Origin of the sequence: Brevibacillus sp. HB2.2, from assembly GCF_013284275.1 — a bacterium.
Classification (GTDB): domain Bacteria; phylum Bacillota; class Bacilli; order Brevibacillales; family Brevibacillaceae; genus Brevibacillus; species Brevibacillus brevis_D.
In genome coordinates this window covers 43,220-58,334 of record NZ_JABSUV010000015.1, presented here as the reverse complement: position 1 = coordinate 58,334, position 15,115 = coordinate 43,220, and the positions used below count along the sequence as shown (strand labels likewise).

Below are 15,115 nucleotides of genomic sequence, written 5' to 3'. Positions count from 1 at the left end.
ATTCTAATCCTATTCCAAAACGACGATGATATCGCCATCGTTGACAAAATCGCCAATATTCGCTTTTACTTCCACAACCTTGCCTGAGGCTTGAGCCTGTACAGGAACTTCCATTTTCATCGATTCCAGTACAAGAACGTCTTGTCCTTCATTAATCTCGTCACCTGGCTGCACCAGGACGTTTATAACGGTTCCTGCCATATTGGCTGCTACTTGTTTCATAGATGGTTCTCTCCCTTACATATCATTTTTGTTAGCTTACCGTTTTTTCGAGCTTGACGCGGCTCCACGCTCAGTAACGAACCATGTCGTATAGTTACCTGCTCGGAATTGTTCGTCCTGTAATACTTCTTTCAAAAACGGAATGTTCGTTTTAATGCCAGTAATCAGAAAATGATCCATAGCCTTCTGCGCCTGTTGCACAGCCTCTTCTCTTGTCACCCCAGATACAATGACCTTTGCAATCATCGGGTCGTAGAAAGGAGTCACCTGTGTACCTGTCTCTACCCCATCATCAATTCGTACATCCTCAAATGCTGGTGGCTGGTACAACGTAATGGTCCCTGGTGAGGGCAGGAAGGTGACAGGGTCTTCCGCATAGACACGCAGCTCAATCGCGTGACGCAGAGCCTTGACGTCCTCTTGCTTGATTGCCAGCGGGTGACCATCAGCAATGTCCAGTTGGAGCGACACGAGGTCAATGCCCGTCATTTCTTCCGTCACGGGATGCTCCACTTGTAAGCGTGTATTCATTTCCAAGAAGTAAAAGTTTTTCTGCTCATCTACGATAAATTCGACTGTTCCTACACCCGAGTAGCCCACTGCTTTCGCTGCTGTAACCGCTGCATCGCACAGAAGCTCTCGAGTTGCTGTGTTCAAAAAGGGCGAAGGGCTTTCCTCGAGCACCTTTTGATGTCTGCGCTGTATGGAGCATTCCCGTTCTAATAAGTGGATGACGTTTCCATGCTGATCGGCGACGACCTGCACTTCAATGTGGTGCGGACGTTCTACGTATTTCTCCATGTACATCGCATCGTTTCCGAAATACGCTTTTGCGCGACCTTTCGCCGATTGGTACGCTTGACGCAGCTCTGCCTCGTCTCGACAAATGTGCATCCCGATTCCTCCGCCGCCAGCACTGGCCTTGAGCATCACGGGATATCCGATGGACACCGCGATGGCAGCTGCTTCATCTGGAGAATCGATAGCCTGTTCGCACCCTGGAACGACTGGTACTCCCGCAGCCTCCATCATACGTCGGGCAGTCAACTTGTCTCCCATTTGACCGATAACCTCGGGGGTAGGCCCAATGAATAGGAGACCTGCCTCCAGAACGCGGCGGGCAAAAGCTTCGTTTTCTGACAAAAGACCATAGCCTGGATGAATAGCATCGGCACCGGTGCTTTTCGCTGCTGCAAGAATGGCCTCTACGTTCAGGTAACTGTGTGGAACGGGCGGTGGACCAATATGGACGGACTCATCTGCTTCACGTACAAACGGCAGATCCTTGTCTGCATCCGAATAGACAGCAACCGTAGCCACTCCTCTTGCCTTGCATGTACGGATAATTCGTCTGGCAATCTCACCACGGTTTGCGATTAATACCTTATTCATGGCAACGCTCCCCTCTTTGACAAACCGACTACAACCGTAAGCGCTTCCAAATTGTTTGCCTGGTTTGTATCATGTGATGCTACTTTCTATTTTGCCACGAGAACGATCATAGTTCTAGGATGAAATTTTAAATTTTTCCAAGATAGCGAAATCATTTCCTGCCAATCCCTCCAATAAAAAAAGAAAAACACTTCGGAAAAGCCAATCATTGTGTATAATAAAGGGGCGGGGCCAAAAGGTGGCCAAGGCAAAGAGCTGTGAGAGGAGTGGCTAACCATGTTTGAAGTAAGACGTTTGCAAATCAACTATAAGACACTGGAGGAATTCCAGAAGTTTCGCGAATTTGGCCTGGAGGAGCTTTCTATGAAGGAAGACCTGGAGGCGAACATCGTGGAAAACGATTCGGAATCTCCATTTTACGGTATTTATGACAACGATCTTCTGGTAGCACGTATGAGCCTCTACAAAATTGACGGGAAATACGACCGTTACTTCCAACCTGCGCAAGACTATTACGAGCTGTGGAAGCTCGAGGTCCTGCCTGATTACCGCTCCAAAGATTACGGAACTGCTTTGGTTAACCACGCGAAGAGCTTTGGGGCTCCTATTAAAACCAACTCCCGTTGTCGCGCAGACGATTTTTGGTTGAAAATGGGCTTCACGCCTGTGAAGTACAACCTCATGCGTGACCGTGGCGAAAACCCGTACGTATGGTTGCCAGAGAGCGTAGAGCTGCAAGACTAGCTCCCTCTTTATCAATGAATGCGTAAACAAAAAGAAGCGGATCAACACCGCTTCTTTTTTCATGCCTACGCTTATTTTTCCACGCGCTCTAAATTTCCGTTTTCATCCATTTTGAAGATCGCTTTGTTGGAATCCTCTTCTTGTAAAAAAGCAAGCTTACGAGCACGTTCCATGATCTGTACCAATGCACGGTAGTCATCATTGACACCCTGAACCTGATCCAGCTCTTTTCTAGCGCGTTCGTGGGCTTCTTTCAATTCTTTTAACTCCAACTCTTTTCCTTCCAACTCTTGTTCCAATTGTCGCATGCGACGAGTCAATTCTTTTTGATTGACGAGCATGCGAATGACTGCTTCAATCTGCTGCTCCTCTACATCGGTGTACATTTGTACCTCTGCTACTGGTGTCTCAGCACGTTTTGTATGCAACGTGACGACCTCGACCTCAGCAACCACAGGGGGTGGTGCTTGAATCCTCCCGAGCTTTTTCAACTGTTGCCTTTGGCTTTTCGCAATCGAAATGGCCGCATCGTACCGTTTGCGCACGCAACTGTTCCAGCGGAAGCCGCACGCAGCTGCTGTCCTTCCCAACCTTTGACCCACTTCTTCAAATGCAGCAAGCTGTGTGCCGCCTTCGCGTATGTGGCGCAAGGTGACTTCCGCCAACACTAGATCGTCATCTTCGGTCCATGCGTCTTGTCTGGAAGCTACCATATGAGTCCCTCCCGTTACCTTTAAAAAGGATGATGTAATTCATCCTATGCTTTTCCCTACTCTTGTAGAATCGCTTTCTACTAGAAAAAGTATGTCCAAGCAAATAAATGTTTAAACGAAAAGGACTATATCGATCAGGATGTTGGGCGCTTTGTCAGGAAGCTTTCCACTACAGCGACGTGTTCGGGGCTGCCCCATAGATGCGCACATTGACTCACTTCGCGCCGGATTCGTTCTTCTTGCGGAAGACCCATACGCTTCCACTTCAGGATCTGCATGTACGCCTCAATGCCAGCTAGCGGCTGGGCAGCGATTTTTCGAGCGAAACGATATACTTCCTCATGCAGCGCCTCTTCCGGATATACCTCGTCAACAAAACCATAGGACTTGGCTTCCTCTGCCCGCAATCTGTCTCCAGTCAGCAGGAGAGCGAGTGCTTTTGATTCTGGCAGCAAGTCCAACAGCCGACTTCCTCCACCCCAGCCTGTCGTAATATGCATGCTGATTTGTACAAACCCGAAGGTGGCCCGATCACTGGCAAAACGAAAATGACACGCGCCCGCAAACTCACAACCACCTCCGACCGCAGCACCGTTTATCATGGCTATCACCGGTTTGGAATACTGATCAATGGTCGACAAAAGCCCCGTCACTTTGCTGAGCAAAGGATGCGCCTGTTCAAAGCCACGCGCAGCAATAAACTGATTCAAATCGCCTCCGGAAACAAAGCTTCTGCCCGTCCCCGTCACAATCAGAACCTTCACCCGAGGATCGGCTTGGCAGTCTTGCAAGACCTGATGCAGCTCGTCAACCAGCTCCACACTGATGGCATTATGTACATGCGGCCGATTTAATGTGATTGTGGCAATACCGTCCTGTTTTTGCAAAAGCAAGGTCTCCATATGAACTCCCACCTTTTTATCAGCTAGTGGCTTTATTTTACCTTTCGGTGGACAAACAAAAAAGAGGAGGCCTTTACCCCCTCTTTATTCGGACAACAAATTTTTCATCGCGGAAGAATTGAATCCGACGATCAGGTTTTCACCGTCAGTCAGGATCGGACGTTTCAAAAGCTGAGGCTCTTCGCTAAGCATTTCAAGCAATTCCTTCACTGACATATCATTAATATCGACATCCAGGTTTTTAAAACGCTGACTTCTCGTGGACAAGATTTCATCCAAGCCATTTGAAGTCATTTTAATAATATCCAGCAGTTCTTCTGCTGTCGGTGGATTTTTGAACAAGTGACGCTCTTCATAGTTCACTCCGTTTTCTGCCAGCCATGCCTTCGCTTTGCGACAGGATGTGCAGCTCGGATAAGTAAAAAACGTTAATTTTTGTGTTTGTGTACGTTCAGCAACGGCCATTGGTTACCCCTCCATCTCAACTATCACGAATGATTTCATCTATAAAAGTCTTGCGATTTGCAGTTCATGATGTTTCGTTCGTACTCTTACGAAAGGTTAGTCAATTAATTTTCCTTCCTTACTTTGGATTTTACTGCTTCATTAACACTATGTCAATAGTAGTTAATTTAAAAACTAGATGAAAATTCGTGTGATATGCTGTTGTAGCACACTGCTACCTTAACAAGTAACACAAAATGGGATACACTTATGAAGATCTTCAAAAAGTCGTCTTTTGATCACGAAGGAGCCCTGAAAGCTTGGGCAACATCGAAAGAGGCGTTCACCTTCAAAGTCCGGTGCTCATGTAGGTCCCCTACACTCCGCTCCTCCTTTTTCAGGTTCTCACCACTTTCTCGGTGCTGAAAAGACGACTTTTTAATTTGATCTTATGAAGATTGTTTTGAGAAAGGGGTATCGGCATGGACCACGATGCGCAAAAGTTAACCAGTGCTTTAGCTGACCCCACCCGTTTTTCCATTTACCAATTTGTCGCCTACAGTAAAGATCCCATTACGGTTCAGGATATAGCTGATCACTTCTCTATCCACCCAAATGTGGCACGCTTGCACTTGACGAAGTTAGAGGACGTAAATTTACTCACTGCTGTTACAGACAAAAGCGGTAAGGGAGGACGTCCCAGTCGGTTGTACTCACTATCTGAACAGGTTGTGAGTCTGCAATTCCCACCTCGTGACTATCAGCTGTTGGCCGATATCGCGATTGAAAGCCTGCTATCGCTCGGCGAAGCTGGCGAAGCCGCTCTTATTAAAATGGGACATCGCATTGGAACAGAAATGGCAAAACGGGCGGTTGTCCGAAGCGGAATCAATTTAGAAACAGCCTCTATGGAAGAAAAATTGGACCTGGTCCATCGGATTGTCGTGGCTCAGGGATTGAAACCAGACATCGAAGCAATGGCTGAAGGAAAGCTGCGTTTTCGCGTGAATAATTGCACCTTCTCTGACAGCGCAAAAAAATACCCGAATGCCGTATGCCAGATGCACAACGCTCTCTTGATGGGAATATTCGAAACGTACTTGGGGAACATTGAATTACGTGAGGATGATTCCAAAATTCGCGGTTGCCAATCTTGCAACTACACGGTGATTCAGTATTAGCACCGCAAGTCCAGTCTCTCCTTCCCGGGTGACATTAATCCGTCATACCTTTATCGTTTACACGTGTTCACCTGTCCTATATAATGGGGGAGGAATCTTGTAAATCTTACCGTTGGAGGCAAAAAGGGGGGACAAAAATGGATCGTATGTATCGCGTTCTTGGTTTCTGGACCATTGTGATCGCGTTGATGGCGTTTTGGGGGGAATTGTACCCGATGGCGCTCATCTTCTTCAGTTTGACTGCTTTCTTCGTAGCGTTGAGCTACATGAACCTGACTGAACGAGTATACTTAAACATTTTCTTCGGCTTCATGTTCCTGTCTTTTGTTGGATTCACGTATTACACGTTCTTCGTGATGCCTGTTGGCCCACAAGAACACGCTTTTCTACAATTGATTATGTAAAAAAAGATGCTCGCCTTGAGCATCTTTTTTTGTGTTATCTTTTTCTTTTACTCCCGAATGCCTTTTCCTTGGACCATAACCCAAAAACGCCCACCCAAGCCAGCAGGATCGATCAACTGCTGAATAGCCCGATTCCGTTTCATCGCAACGCTCGTGAAAGGGTCCCTATCCATATGCGCGACCGCTTTATGAAGCAAGCCATTCCGCATTAAAAACCGATCCTGCCTCATATAGTTTATTTCCTGTAAACCAACCTTTTCTCCATACTCTTTCCACGCAGAAAAATTCACATGTGTCGTCAAGTCTTGTTCACCTATGTTGAGATACGGATTCGTATGAGCCTGATGGCGATGATAGCACATCAGTGTTCCGTTTTTGCGACTGGGATGGTAGAGATCCTCTTGCAGGTCACCGTAATCAATCGTGATGACGAATCCTTTTTTCAATAGGCAGGAAACATCTTGTGCGGCTTGCTCCATCGCCAAATTTATCTCGATCCGCATGCCGATTGGCAGCTTCAAGTTCAGCCCACGCAAATATTCTCCTAGCGCTGGTGTCATCTCCCCCAGACACTCTTCCAACCCGTCCTCGCCAACACGCACCCACACTTCCTGCCAGCCGGATTTGGTTTTTTCCACAATATGTACCGGAAATGCGTCCAGCCATTCATTTGAGAAAATAACCCCTTCTATTTTTTCTTGTTTGGCAGCTTCATTCACGGAAGAATACCAACGCTTCGGACCCTCGTGCCACTGAAGCGCCTCCTGCTGCATTTTCCGGTGATACGGACTCGCCTCTATCAAAATGACCGTCAATTCTTTGTATATCTCTGGCTTGCACGCACGGATGCGCTCCAGCATGTGGCGGCAGACAGCCCCGGTTCCACCACCAATCTCCACGAGAACAGGCGAAGTGATATCCGCCTCCTCCCATAATGCCAAGACAGCATCTGCGATTGTTTCCGCAAAGACGGGATGCACCGATGCACTCGTATAAAAATCTCCCGCTTTTCCTACTTTCGGTTGTTCGACCATATAATAGCCATGCGTGTCATGGTAGAGAGCCAACTCCATAAAGCGCGCGAACGTAATGGCTTTTCCTGTTTGGCTTTCTATTTCCTCGCGAATCAGTTCGATCATTGTCATCAGCTCTTCTCCTGCTATCCAAATTCAACTAGATAAGGCTATAATACGAAAAGAAGCATACAATATGGAAAGGCAAAAGCAAAAGGTGAAATCATGCGCAAAATTCTACTCGTCTTATTCCTGCTTGTATGTCCACTGACGGTGTTCGCCCAGGAAGAGCCCGCTACCTCTTTGGAACAGCTCATCCTGCAGCAGCATTTTACACAAAAAGAGCTGGAGCGAACCCTCACCTTACTTAAGGAAGAAGAGACGCGGACATACGGGGAAATCGCTCAAATGGATCTCGACTTGCAACGGCAAAAGCTGGTGATGGAAGCGACACAACGTCGTGCCGGTGAAGTAGCGCGGGCCTATTACATGGGCGAGCGTACTAATCTTCTGACGTTACTATTAAATGCGGAAAATTTCAATCAGTTCTTATTGATGTACGATTTCTACGAGATCTTGTACGAGCGTGACATGTCTCGACTAGAAACCTATCATACTGAGCGTACGAAGCTCACCGCGATGCAAACCGACAAAAAGAATCGATTGGAACAACTTCAAGCACTACGAAAAAAATACGAGCTTCAATTGTCAGAGATGCTCGCTGTTGCCGCTGAAAAAGAAAAGAATGTACAAAAACTGGATGACTCGACAGTTGTGGAATCCATGATGAATCACTTGATTTTAGACTGGGAAAAACGTGGTTTGCCCGCTTTCCAGACCTTCTTTGGAATGCTCGCGCAGGTCATGGTTCAAGTTCCCGAGTTGGCAACGCCGGATCGAATTTCGTCGGAAGGTCTCCTCAAGCATACGCTAACCATCAACCAGACTGACTTCAACAATTTTTTGATAGAAAAAGACGCCTTGTTTAAACAATCCCATTTCTCCTTTGAGGATAACAAGCTGACCGTGGAAGGCACGTATGATCAGATGGAGCTCAAGCTCGTTGGTAACTATGAGCTCGTCTCTCCCACCCACCTCAAATTCCACATTACCGAGCTGTACTTTGACGGCTTTGCCTTGCCTCCTTCAACCGTGGAAGAAATGGAGAAAGCGTACGATCTCGGATTTTATCCGGAGCTGATCTCCCCCAATATCCAAGTGCAGGGCATCACGCTGATGGACGAAGAATTAAAGCTCCAGCTACAATTTAATCTCCCATTTGGATTTGGAAAGAAGTAAAGCCAGCTATTCGTTAGCTGGCTTTTTTCTGGGAGACAACCTTATTGATATGAGCCGGCATTTCCTGCTGCAATTGTGTCATGTACTGGATCGCTTCTTTCGTTAGCGTCGGGTATTTTTGCCCTTGCTTTAGCTTCTCCAATGTTTCTGACACTGGGTAAATGACATAGTTGCGCTTGTTATTTTTCCGATAAAAATGAACGTAGGTCGGAATCATTTCAGCACTTTCGATGCTGGCCTCTCCTGACTCATTCTTGTACAGCACAAGCTTCAGAATTGCCCCAACATCCTTGTAGTCCCATCGCTGCGCGGAGATGAAATTGCCTAACGAGTAGGTGATTAGCCCTTTGTGTTGACGTCCATCTTCGAGGGTGACCGTCTTCCATTCGTAAGGTTGTACCACATGTGGATGCGCGCCCAGTATGATATCCGCTCCAAATGTCAGGGCTTGCTCGGCAGTCTTGATTTGTTCAGGACTGGGCATCCGTTGATACTCATTTCCGAAATGAAGCGCCACTGCAACCAGATCGGCTCCTTTTTCTCTTGCCCGTGCGATGTCTTTCTTCATCAGCTCAGGCGAAATCAGATTGATCAGATACGGCTTGCCCTCTGGAATCGCGATTCCATTCGTTCCGTACGTATACGACAGCAAGGCTAGTGTGAATCCGTCCTTGCTCAACAGCAAGGGCTCATCTCGATCCTCGGGATTTGCAAACGTTCCCGTGTGCGGTAGACCGGCTTCATCGAGATATTTGATGGTTTGCAGAACCCCTCGTTCTTTGCGGTCCATCGAATGGTTATTCGCTGTCGTTACCGCAGTAAATCCAATTTCCTTCAACGTATGTGCAAGCGACTCAGGAGAATTAAACATCGGATAGCCTGAGTATTTGGCCTCGCTGCCGCTCATCGTTGTCTCAAGATTGCCGATGACCCAGTCTGCCTCGCGGAACATCGGGATGACATTCGGGAAGAAACGTTTAAAATCATAGCTTTTCGTCGCTGGGTCCCAGACGGCATCCAACTGTTCTTGATGCATCATGATATCCCCAACAGCGAGAAGGGAGATACGCTGTTCCGGAAATCTTGATGGTAAAGTCGGAGGTTGTGTCTCTTGTTGATTGGTCGCTGTCTGCGGTGGTGTTTCGGGATCAGGCACTTTCACGTTGGGAGCTTGGCTCGTCTTATCTGTTTGGGCGACGGGTGCCGCACACCCAACCAGACTCGTGCAGGCGATAACGAGAAGGAGTGCCCATTTCCATGTTCGCTTCATAATGAATAGCTCCTTTGGTAAATGGTGACCCCCTTCCTTTTCTCCACCACCTGACAAAATCCTCTCCCAGACTTATAAAGAATGATGAAATGACTAACGAAGCATGCCAGTGACAAACGGATTGTACGTTTTCTCGTAGTCGATTGTCGTCTTCGGTCCATGTCCTGGATAAACAATCGTTTCATCATCGAGCTCAAACAGTTTGTCCTGGATGCTGATCATCAGTGTCTCAAAATCTCCTCCGAAGAGATCTGTACGCCCGATGCTCTGGTTAAACAGAACATCCCCACCGAAGCAGTGTTGGCCAATTACGAATGAACAACTGCCTGGAGAATGACCTGGCGTATGCAGCACCTGAATATGAAAACCTGCCAGTTCCAGAGTCTGACCATCCTCCAGCTCGTGCTCGGCCCGCTCACATATGATGAGCTCCGGCAGATTCCAGCGTCGCGATCCGTTGAGATCAGGATTTGTGAGCCATTCCTGCTCCAGAGGATGAATGTAAACGGGTGCTTTTGTTAATTCTCTTACTTGGTTGAGTCCACCAATATGATCCAAGTGGGCATGCGTCAAAAGAATGGCGACGACGTTTTTATTTGCGAGGGTGTGGAGCAACTGATCTGGCTCCATGCCCGGGTCAATCACAATGGTTTGGTTGGTAGTGGTGTTTGTCACGACATACGCATTCGTTTGAAATGCTCCCAACGCATAGGATTCAATGGCAAGATTTTGATTCATCACGGGAAACCTCCTTGATTTTTTGATACGAATAGAAAAAACAAGTTTGCAAACATGGGGGTATGACATGCGCCATATGTACGGAATTGAACTGAATGTACCAGCTGGGAAGCTCCCTGGCTTCTATGCTCAAGTCATACATAAAATCGGAGATCATGTCAATGTCTTTGATCGAGACAAACTGCTTTTTATTGTCGAGAATCAAGCCGAACAGGAGAAGCTGGAAACCATTTTGGAGAAGTCCAACATGTTAGGCGATGCCTTTTCTCTATTGCTTCTGCCGTCAGCAACGACAATCGAGCCACTCGATGATATCGGTTTTGTCTCCCAAAATGAACATTTGTATGTATATGCAGATCAAGTTGCCATCGTAACGCTGGTGGCTCCATCCCAATCAGAGGATCAGTGGGCTGCCATAGAACAACTCCGCGAGCATGTTCTAGGCGTGATACCTGAAAATACAGACCAACCCGAAGCCTACCTGATCGATCAAAACTTGATTCCACTGGCAGAGGGAATCGCGAAGGCTTATCAAGTGAAGCTCGTTTGGCTTCATCGGACTACATAAATCCTTTCCATGTAAAAAAGGGAGCGCCTGTTAAGCGAGCTCCCTTTTCCTTATTGCGACGATTTACGATCAAACCGGAACCACGCCACTTGATTATTCACAAGACCAAAATTGGCGGTGTATTTGCTGCCTTCGTACACCACTTCTTGCTCGCCTTTTCCTTTACCGTACAGCTTCTCTAGCTGCTGAGCACTGTCAAACATAGCGAGTCCTCGATATGTTTTGAATTTTTGCGCGTCCTCACGGGGAACTCCTCCCAGCATAATCGATGTCAATTCACCTTTGTGAACTTTGATCATCAACTGGGTCTGATCAACCAGCAGCATCCCCATCACTGCATCTCCCGCACCCTGCGCCATCTGCTCTACCGTGTAGCTTTGCCTTGTCACCATATCCATAAAATCAGCTTTTGTCGGCTTCAAAATATCCATTGCTTCTGTAACGTTCTGCCCGAGATAAATGCCGTTTACTCCGTATTCCTTTTGATTTTCGGGGTCAAATGTAGCAGTTGGTTCCGACTGGGCCGAACATGCCACCAAGACTACTACTGTCAACACCCAAATCACAGCCATTCGCAAGCATTTCGCTATCATCCTTCTGTGCCCACCTTTGCTACCGCTCTTTTGGTTATCTTAGCGTATCCAGCAAGTATCGGGCAACTATGGAGAGACGAGCTTATTGTCGTGTTCCGCTGACTTTGCGGCGCGGTCGATTCGGAGGCAGATTGTTGTCTACCGATTGTTTGAAGCTCTCTAGTATTTTGAGGAGTGATGCAAAAAAAGGCGAGCCAAACACCGCAACAATCCCCCACATCCATGTTCCTAACTGCCACGAATTTTTTACATAAGCGGATTCCGCCCCCGTTAAAATAAGGGCTGGATCCAGACCTAGCATGCCAAAAATGACACCAGCAGCCAATACGGAAATGACCAAATTGAAAAATCGCTTGTAGTGCATCAATCGAGCGGCGTGATACTCATCCTCCCAGCAATTTTCTTTCGCCTCATAGTCCGTCGCCAAAAAGGGAATGACTGATTTAAAAGCTTCTGTAACCCCTGCTGCCGCGCTGGACACCGCAGTTATATAAATCAAAAAAGAAATCGATGAATCCAACGTAACCATCATCTTCCCTCCTTTTTACATATGTATGGAATTGGAGGGACAACTTGCAGATTTTTTTGCAGTTTGTATATTTCCCCTTTGTTGTTTATGCGGTAAGATGTGAAGTGTATGTAAATATAAGGAAGGGCAGGGGTTGCTATGCAGGACTTTTCTTTTGTATGGAATCAGTACGACTTGATTCGCGGAATGTTTTTGGCGAGATTGACGGAAATAACCGAGGAAAAAGCAGATGTGGTTCCAAATGGCTTTCAAAACAACATTCGCTGGAATATTGGCCATATTCTCCTGACACAAGATTACTTGCTCTTCGGACCAGAAGGAATGAAATGTCCTCCGCATTACGCAGCCATGTTCGCTCCAGGAACCAAACCTGCTGATTGGCAAAAAGAAGCACCTTCCCTCGAAGCCTTTGCTGCCGAGCTAAAGGAACAGCATGTACGTATCAAAGAAGAATTTCACTCCCGCTTGAATGATCCATTGCCAAAGCCGTTTGAACTAGGAGACAAAGGCACGATGCATACTTATGGGGAAATGATGGTCTTCACTCTTTTCCATGAAGGAATGCACATCGGATGTATTTCGTCATTGCGAAAAGCAATCGCAGCTGCTAAATAAGGGAAATCGGACAAAAACGCGGGATTGTTTATCCGCGTTTTTCTTTTTGCCTGCCAAATGCTCCAAAAATGAAAACCGCTCCAATGAGGAGCGGTCCTTGTCGAGCCCGAATTGCTTATGGGGTTCTACCGGTTATTCTCTTTGGCTCTTCAACCTCCATCGTAGAGAAAAGTAGCTAAAGGAATCGGTGTATTTCCATACGACTTTCGTCGATTGCTTGATCATGATTATCCACGGATCTTCGCCTCCTGCAAGGCATTTCGCCGTTTACTCACATGAATCATCGGGCTCGACAAATATAGTATGACCTCCTCGTGATTTTTCATACATCCTCTTTACAATAAATCTGCGGCCAGCTGTGCAAGCACACTCCGTTCGCCTTTTTCCAACTGGATATGTCCAGCCAGTTTTTGGTCTTTAAATACCTCTACCACGTAGGTTAAACCGTTGTTGCTCTCATCCAGATACGGATGATCGATCTGCTCAGGATCACCCATTAGCACAATTTTCGAGCCCTCCCCCACCCTCGTCAGGATCGTCTTTACTTCATGCTTTGTCAAATTCTGCGCTTCATCAATGATAATAAATTGTTCAGGGATGGAGCGCCCCCGAATATACGTCAAAGCTTCCACCTGCAAACTCCCCATGCCTGCCAAAATTTTATCCAGATCACCTGGGCGTTTCGTGTTGAACAAATATTCCAAATTATCATAAATCGGTTGCATCCACGGTCGAAGCTTTTCTTCTTTTTCGCCGGGCAAATAACCGATGTCTTTTCCAAGTGGAACGATAGGTCTTGCCACTAACAGTTTTTTGTATTTTTGCTGGTCTTCGATTTGCAGCAGGCCCGCTGCTAATGCCAGCAAGGTTTTTCCTGTACCGGCCTTACCGGTCATGGTTACTAAAGGAATATCATCTCGTAGCAGCAATTCGGTTGCCATCCGTTGCTGCACGTTACGGGCTCGGATGCCCCAAATCGGATCATCATCTGATACAAGCATTTCTAACATCTTTCCGTCTGGGTCGACCTTTCCAATCGCTGAAATGGATGGGTTGCATTCGTCCTTCAGCACTAAAAATTGATGAGGGTAAAAGCGATAGCGCGGAAAACAGGAGGCCAGCTGCAGTTTTTTTGTCGCATAGTAAGTCTTGATGATATCGGACGCTACCATCATCTTCTGATACCCCGGGTAAATACTGGAGAACTCCCCCACAACTCGATCCGAAAGAAAATCCTCTGCGGAAATATTCAATGCATCAGCCTTGACTCTCATAAGCGCATCCTTACTTACCAGAATGACTGGTCTTGGCTGTGGTTTTCCGTTTTCCTCCTCTTGTAAGTTTAGTGCAACCGCTAAAATCCGGTTGTCATTACTCATTTCCGTGAATTGTTTTTGAAGGCGGTGGAAAGAGGAATGATTCAGTTCCACTCGAAACAATCCACCTGTTTCAAGGGTAATGCCAGTGTGCAATTGCCCCAGCTCACGAAAACTGTCAAAGAGCCGAGATACGTACCGAGCATTGCGGCCAATTTCATCCATGTACCGCTTTTTGGAATCGATTTCTTCCAATACGACAGCTGGTATGACGATTTCGTTGTCAGCGAAAGAAAACATCGCCCTTGGATCTTGCAGGAGTACGTTGGTGTCCAGTACGTAGATTTTCTTCAAAATCTCGCCTCCTATTACCCTTCTTATATACCCTATGCAATTTTTGGAGGGATGCTCAAGTGCGGCGACGTGATGTACTACAGTCTATGTTCAGGTAGACAGAGATAGACGACCCATTGGCAGAATGAAAATGGACAGCCCAGAACAAAATACTTGTAACCCTGCCCTCCTAACGAAGGAAGGCAATACTGGGAAAGGGAGAATGCCTGTGAAACGGATCATGATCTACTGTCTCGGTTTTAGCTTGTTGCTTACAGCATGTACGTCAGGCAATATACCCCCGACGAATCAGGCTGCACAACAGCCGAAGCATGCCACTCATACTCAGCGTGTTCAGCAAACAGCTCCCGAGCCTGCTTATAATCAATCTTCCCAAGCCACCGCTGATCGTCTCGCCCAACTAGCAACACGTGTGAAAAGGGTGCACAGCGCCACGGCTGTGGTCTTGGGCAAATATGCGGTAGTCGGTATTACTGTGGATCCGAATCTGGATCGCCCAGAAGTTGGCGTCATTAAGTATACAGTTGCGGAAGCTCTGAAAGAAGACCCCCAAGGAGCGAATGCTGTCGTTACTGCAGACCCTGCCATCGTCCAGCGTTTACGGGAAATGAGAGATGATATTCGTCGTGGCCATCCGATTGCCGGAATTACCGAAGAGTTGGCGGATATGGTAGGTCGGATCATCCCCCAACTGCCACGCAGTGTGCAGCCTCGTGAAGAAACCCCTTCCCAAGTAAAAGAAAAACGCATGCACAAAGAGCCACAAGGACAAAACAAAATCAACGCAAATCGTACAGGCACACCATAAACAAAAAGAG

General features: G+C 47.0%; 18 protein-coding genes. 7 read left to right on the top strand and 11 right to left on the bottom strand.

Features of this window, described 5'->3' with window-relative positions; genetic code table 11:
- Positions 1 to 9: 9 nt before the first annotated feature.
- Entirely contained in the window at positions 10 to 222 is a 213-nt protein-coding gene (locus tag HP401_RS13110; protein ID WP_015892116.1) for a biotin/lipoyl-containing protein, read from the bottom strand.
- A gap of 36 nt (positions 223 to 258) precedes the next feature.
- A complete protein-coding gene (locus HP401_RS13105) occupies positions 259 to 1,614 on the bottom strand; it encodes an acetyl-CoA carboxylase biotin carboxylase subunit (RefSeq protein WP_173605297.1) in 1,356 nt (451 codons plus the stop codon).
- A 276-nt stretch (positions 1,615 to 1,890) separates the two neighbouring features.
- On the opposite strand from HP401_RS13105, the gene HP401_RS13100 reads away from it, so the two are divergent.
- Positions 1,891 to 2,358 carry an N-acetyltransferase gene (locus HP401_RS13100; protein ID WP_015892118.1) on the top strand — a complete coding sequence of 156 codons (468 nt, stop codon included), beginning with the start codon at positions 1,891 to 1,893 and terminating at the stop codon, positions 2,356 to 2,358.
- Between the two features lie 71 nt (positions 2,359 to 2,429).
- Here the strand turns inward: HP401_RS13100 and HP401_RS13095 are convergent, their stop codons facing one another.
- The 3 genes from HP401_RS13095 to HP401_RS13085 form a co-directional block, all read right to left on the bottom strand.
- Entirely contained in the window at positions 2,430 to 3,071 is a 642-nt protein-coding gene (locus tag HP401_RS13095) for an RsfA family transcriptional regulator (protein ID WP_173605296.1), read from the bottom strand.
- Between the two features lie 134 nt (positions 3,072 to 3,205).
- Positions 3,206 to 3,973, bottom strand: coding sequence for an enoyl-CoA hydratase/isomerase family protein (locus tag HP401_RS13090; RefSeq protein WP_173605295.1), 768 nt, complete (start codon positions 3,971 to 3,973; stop codon positions 3,206 to 3,208).
- An 84-nt stretch (positions 3,974 to 4,057) separates the two neighbouring features.
- Complete coding sequence (locus tag HP401_RS13085) at positions 4,058 to 4,438, bottom strand: Spx/MgsR family RNA polymerase-binding regulatory protein (RefSeq protein WP_173605294.1); 381 nt, start codon at positions 4,436 to 4,438, stop codon at positions 4,058 to 4,060.
- A gap of 461 nt (positions 4,439 to 4,899) precedes the next feature.
- On the opposite strand from HP401_RS13085, the gene HP401_RS13080 reads away from it, so the two are divergent.
- Both HP401_RS13080 and HP401_RS13075 read left to right on the top strand, forming a co-directional pair.
- Complete coding sequence (locus HP401_RS13080; protein WP_064200529.1) at positions 4,900 to 5,598, top strand: helix-turn-helix transcriptional regulator; 699 nt, start codon at positions 4,900 to 4,902, stop codon at positions 5,596 to 5,598.
- Positions 5,599 to 5,735: 137 nt separating this feature from the next.
- Positions 5,736 to 6,002, top strand: coding sequence for a DUF2626 domain-containing protein (locus HP401_RS13075; RefSeq protein ID WP_064200528.1), 267 nt, complete (start codon positions 5,736 to 5,738; stop codon positions 6,000 to 6,002).
- Between the two features lie 47 nt (positions 6,003 to 6,049).
- Here the strand turns inward: HP401_RS13075 and HP401_RS13070 are convergent, their stop codons facing one another.
- Positions 6,050 to 7,147: a class I SAM-dependent methyltransferase gene (locus HP401_RS13070; protein ID WP_173605293.1), complete on the bottom strand. Its 1,098-nt coding sequence runs from the start codon at positions 7,145 to 7,147 to the stop codon at positions 6,050 to 6,052.
- Between the two features lie 93 nt (positions 7,148 to 7,240).
- Here HP401_RS13070 and HP401_RS13065 point away from each other — a divergent pair, with 93 nt between their 5' ends.
- Positions 7,241 to 8,314, top strand: coding sequence for a coiled-coil domain-containing protein (locus tag HP401_RS13065; protein WP_173605292.1), 1,074 nt, complete (start codon positions 7,241 to 7,243; stop codon positions 8,312 to 8,314).
- Positions 8,315 to 8,327: 13 nt separating this feature from the next.
- On the opposite strand, the gene HP401_RS13060 is transcribed toward HP401_RS13065, so the two are convergent.
- Positions 8,328 to 9,584 (bottom strand): CapA family protein, encoded by a 1,257-nt coding sequence (locus HP401_RS13060; protein WP_173605291.1) that lies wholly within the window; start codon positions 9,582 to 9,584, stop codon positions 8,328 to 8,330.
- Between the two features lie 93 nt (positions 9,585 to 9,677).
- Positions 9,678 to 10,322, bottom strand: coding sequence for an MBL fold metallo-hydrolase (locus tag HP401_RS13055; RefSeq protein ID WP_173605290.1), 645 nt, complete (start codon positions 10,320 to 10,322; stop codon positions 9,678 to 9,680).
- 67 nt (positions 10,323 to 10,389) lie between these two features.
- On the opposite strand from HP401_RS13055, the gene HP401_RS13050 reads away from it, so the two are divergent.
- On the top strand, positions 10,390 to 10,890 hold the full coding sequence (locus HP401_RS13050; RefSeq protein ID WP_173605289.1) for a hypothetical protein: 501 nt from the start codon (positions 10,390 to 10,392) through the stop codon (positions 10,888 to 10,890).
- A 50-nt stretch (positions 10,891 to 10,940) separates the two neighbouring features.
- Here the strand turns inward: HP401_RS13050 and HP401_RS13045 are convergent, their stop codons facing one another.
- Positions 10,941 to 11,483 (bottom strand): hypothetical protein, encoded by a 543-nt coding sequence (locus HP401_RS13045; RefSeq protein ID WP_173605288.1) that lies wholly within the window; start codon positions 11,481 to 11,483, stop codon positions 10,941 to 10,943.
- Positions 11,484 to 11,565: 82 nt separating this feature from the next.
- Positions 11,566 to 12,012, bottom strand: coding sequence for a hypothetical protein (locus HP401_RS13040; protein WP_173605343.1), 447 nt, complete (start codon positions 12,010 to 12,012; stop codon positions 11,566 to 11,568).
- 138 nt (positions 12,013 to 12,150) lie between these two features.
- On the opposite strand from HP401_RS13040, the gene HP401_RS13035 reads away from it, so the two are divergent.
- Positions 12,151 to 12,627, top strand: a complete 477-nt coding sequence (locus HP401_RS13035) for a DinB family protein (protein WP_173605287.1) — start codon at positions 12,151 to 12,153, stop codon at positions 12,625 to 12,627.
- Positions 12,628 to 12,962: 335 nt separating this feature from the next.
- Here the strand turns inward: HP401_RS13035 and HP401_RS13030 are convergent, their stop codons facing one another.
- On the bottom strand, positions 12,963 to 14,297 hold the full coding sequence (locus HP401_RS13030; protein WP_173605286.1) for a PhoH family protein: 1,335 nt from the start codon (positions 14,295 to 14,297) through the stop codon (positions 12,963 to 12,965).
- Positions 14,298 to 14,499: 202 nt separating this feature from the next.
- Here HP401_RS13030 and HP401_RS13025 point away from each other — a divergent pair, with 202 nt between their 5' ends.
- Complete coding sequence (locus HP401_RS13025) at positions 14,500 to 15,105, top strand: YhcN/YlaJ family sporulation lipoprotein (RefSeq protein WP_173605285.1); 606 nt, start codon at positions 14,500 to 14,502, stop codon at positions 15,103 to 15,105.
- The last annotated feature ends 10 nt before the right edge of the window (positions 15,106 to 15,115 follow it).

Excerpts from the sequence above, each read along its gene's own strand:
- HP401_RS13110 (WP_015892116.1), bottom strand. The coding sequence starts at position 222 with ATGAAACAAGTAGCAGCCAATATGGCAGGAACCGTTATAAACGTCCTG.
- HP401_RS13105 (WP_173605297.1), bottom strand. The coding sequence starts at position 1,614 with ATGAATAAGGTATTAATCGCAAACCGTGGTGAGATTGCCAGACGAATT.
- HP401_RS13100 (WP_015892118.1), top strand. The coding sequence starts at position 1,891 with ATGTTTGAAGTAAGACGTTTGCAAATCAACTATAAGACACTGGAGGAA.
- HP401_RS13095 (WP_173605296.1), bottom strand. The coding sequence starts at position 3,071 with ATGGTAGCTTCCAGACAAGACGCATGGACCGAAGATGACGATCTAGTG.
- HP401_RS13090 (WP_173605295.1), bottom strand. The coding sequence starts at position 3,973 with ATGGAGACCTTGCTTTTGCAAAAACAGGACGGTATTGCCACAATCACA.
- HP401_RS13085 (WP_173605294.1), bottom strand. The coding sequence starts at position 4,438 with ATGGCCGTTGCTGAACGTACACAAACACAAAAATTAACGTTTTTTACT.
- HP401_RS13080 (WP_064200529.1), top strand. The coding sequence starts at position 4,900 with ATGGACCACGATGCGCAAAAGTTAACCAGTGCTTTAGCTGACCCCACC.
- HP401_RS13075 (WP_064200528.1), top strand. The coding sequence starts at position 5,736 with ATGGATCGTATGTATCGCGTTCTTGGTTTCTGGACCATTGTGATCGCG.
- HP401_RS13070 (WP_173605293.1), bottom strand. The coding sequence starts at position 7,147 with ATGACAATGATCGAACTGATTCGCGAGGAAATAGAAAGCCAAACAGGA.
- HP401_RS13065 (WP_173605292.1), top strand. The coding sequence starts at position 7,241 with ATGCGCAAAATTCTACTCGTCTTATTCCTGCTTGTATGTCCACTGACG.
- HP401_RS13060 (WP_173605291.1), bottom strand. The coding sequence starts at position 9,584 with ATGAAGCGAACATGGAAATGGGCACTCCTTCTCGTTATCGCCTGCACG.
- HP401_RS13055 (WP_173605290.1), bottom strand. The coding sequence starts at position 10,322 with ATGAATCAAAATCTTGCCATTGAATCCTATGCGTTGGGAGCATTTCAA.
- HP401_RS13050 (WP_173605289.1), top strand. The coding sequence starts at position 10,390 with ATGCGCCATATGTACGGAATTGAACTGAATGTACCAGCTGGGAAGCTC.
- HP401_RS13045 (WP_173605288.1), bottom strand. The coding sequence starts at position 11,483 with ATGATAGCGAAATGCTTGCGAATGGCTGTGATTTGGGTGTTGACAGTA.
- HP401_RS13040 (WP_173605343.1), bottom strand. The coding sequence starts at position 12,012 with ATGGTTACGTTGGATTCATCGATTTCTTTTTTGATTTATATAACTGCG.
- HP401_RS13035 (WP_173605287.1), top strand. The coding sequence starts at position 12,151 with ATGCAGGACTTTTCTTTTGTATGGAATCAGTACGACTTGATTCGCGGA.
- HP401_RS13025 (WP_173605285.1), top strand. The coding sequence starts at position 14,500 with ATGCCTGTGAAACGGATCATGATCTACTGTCTCGGTTTTAGCTTGTTG.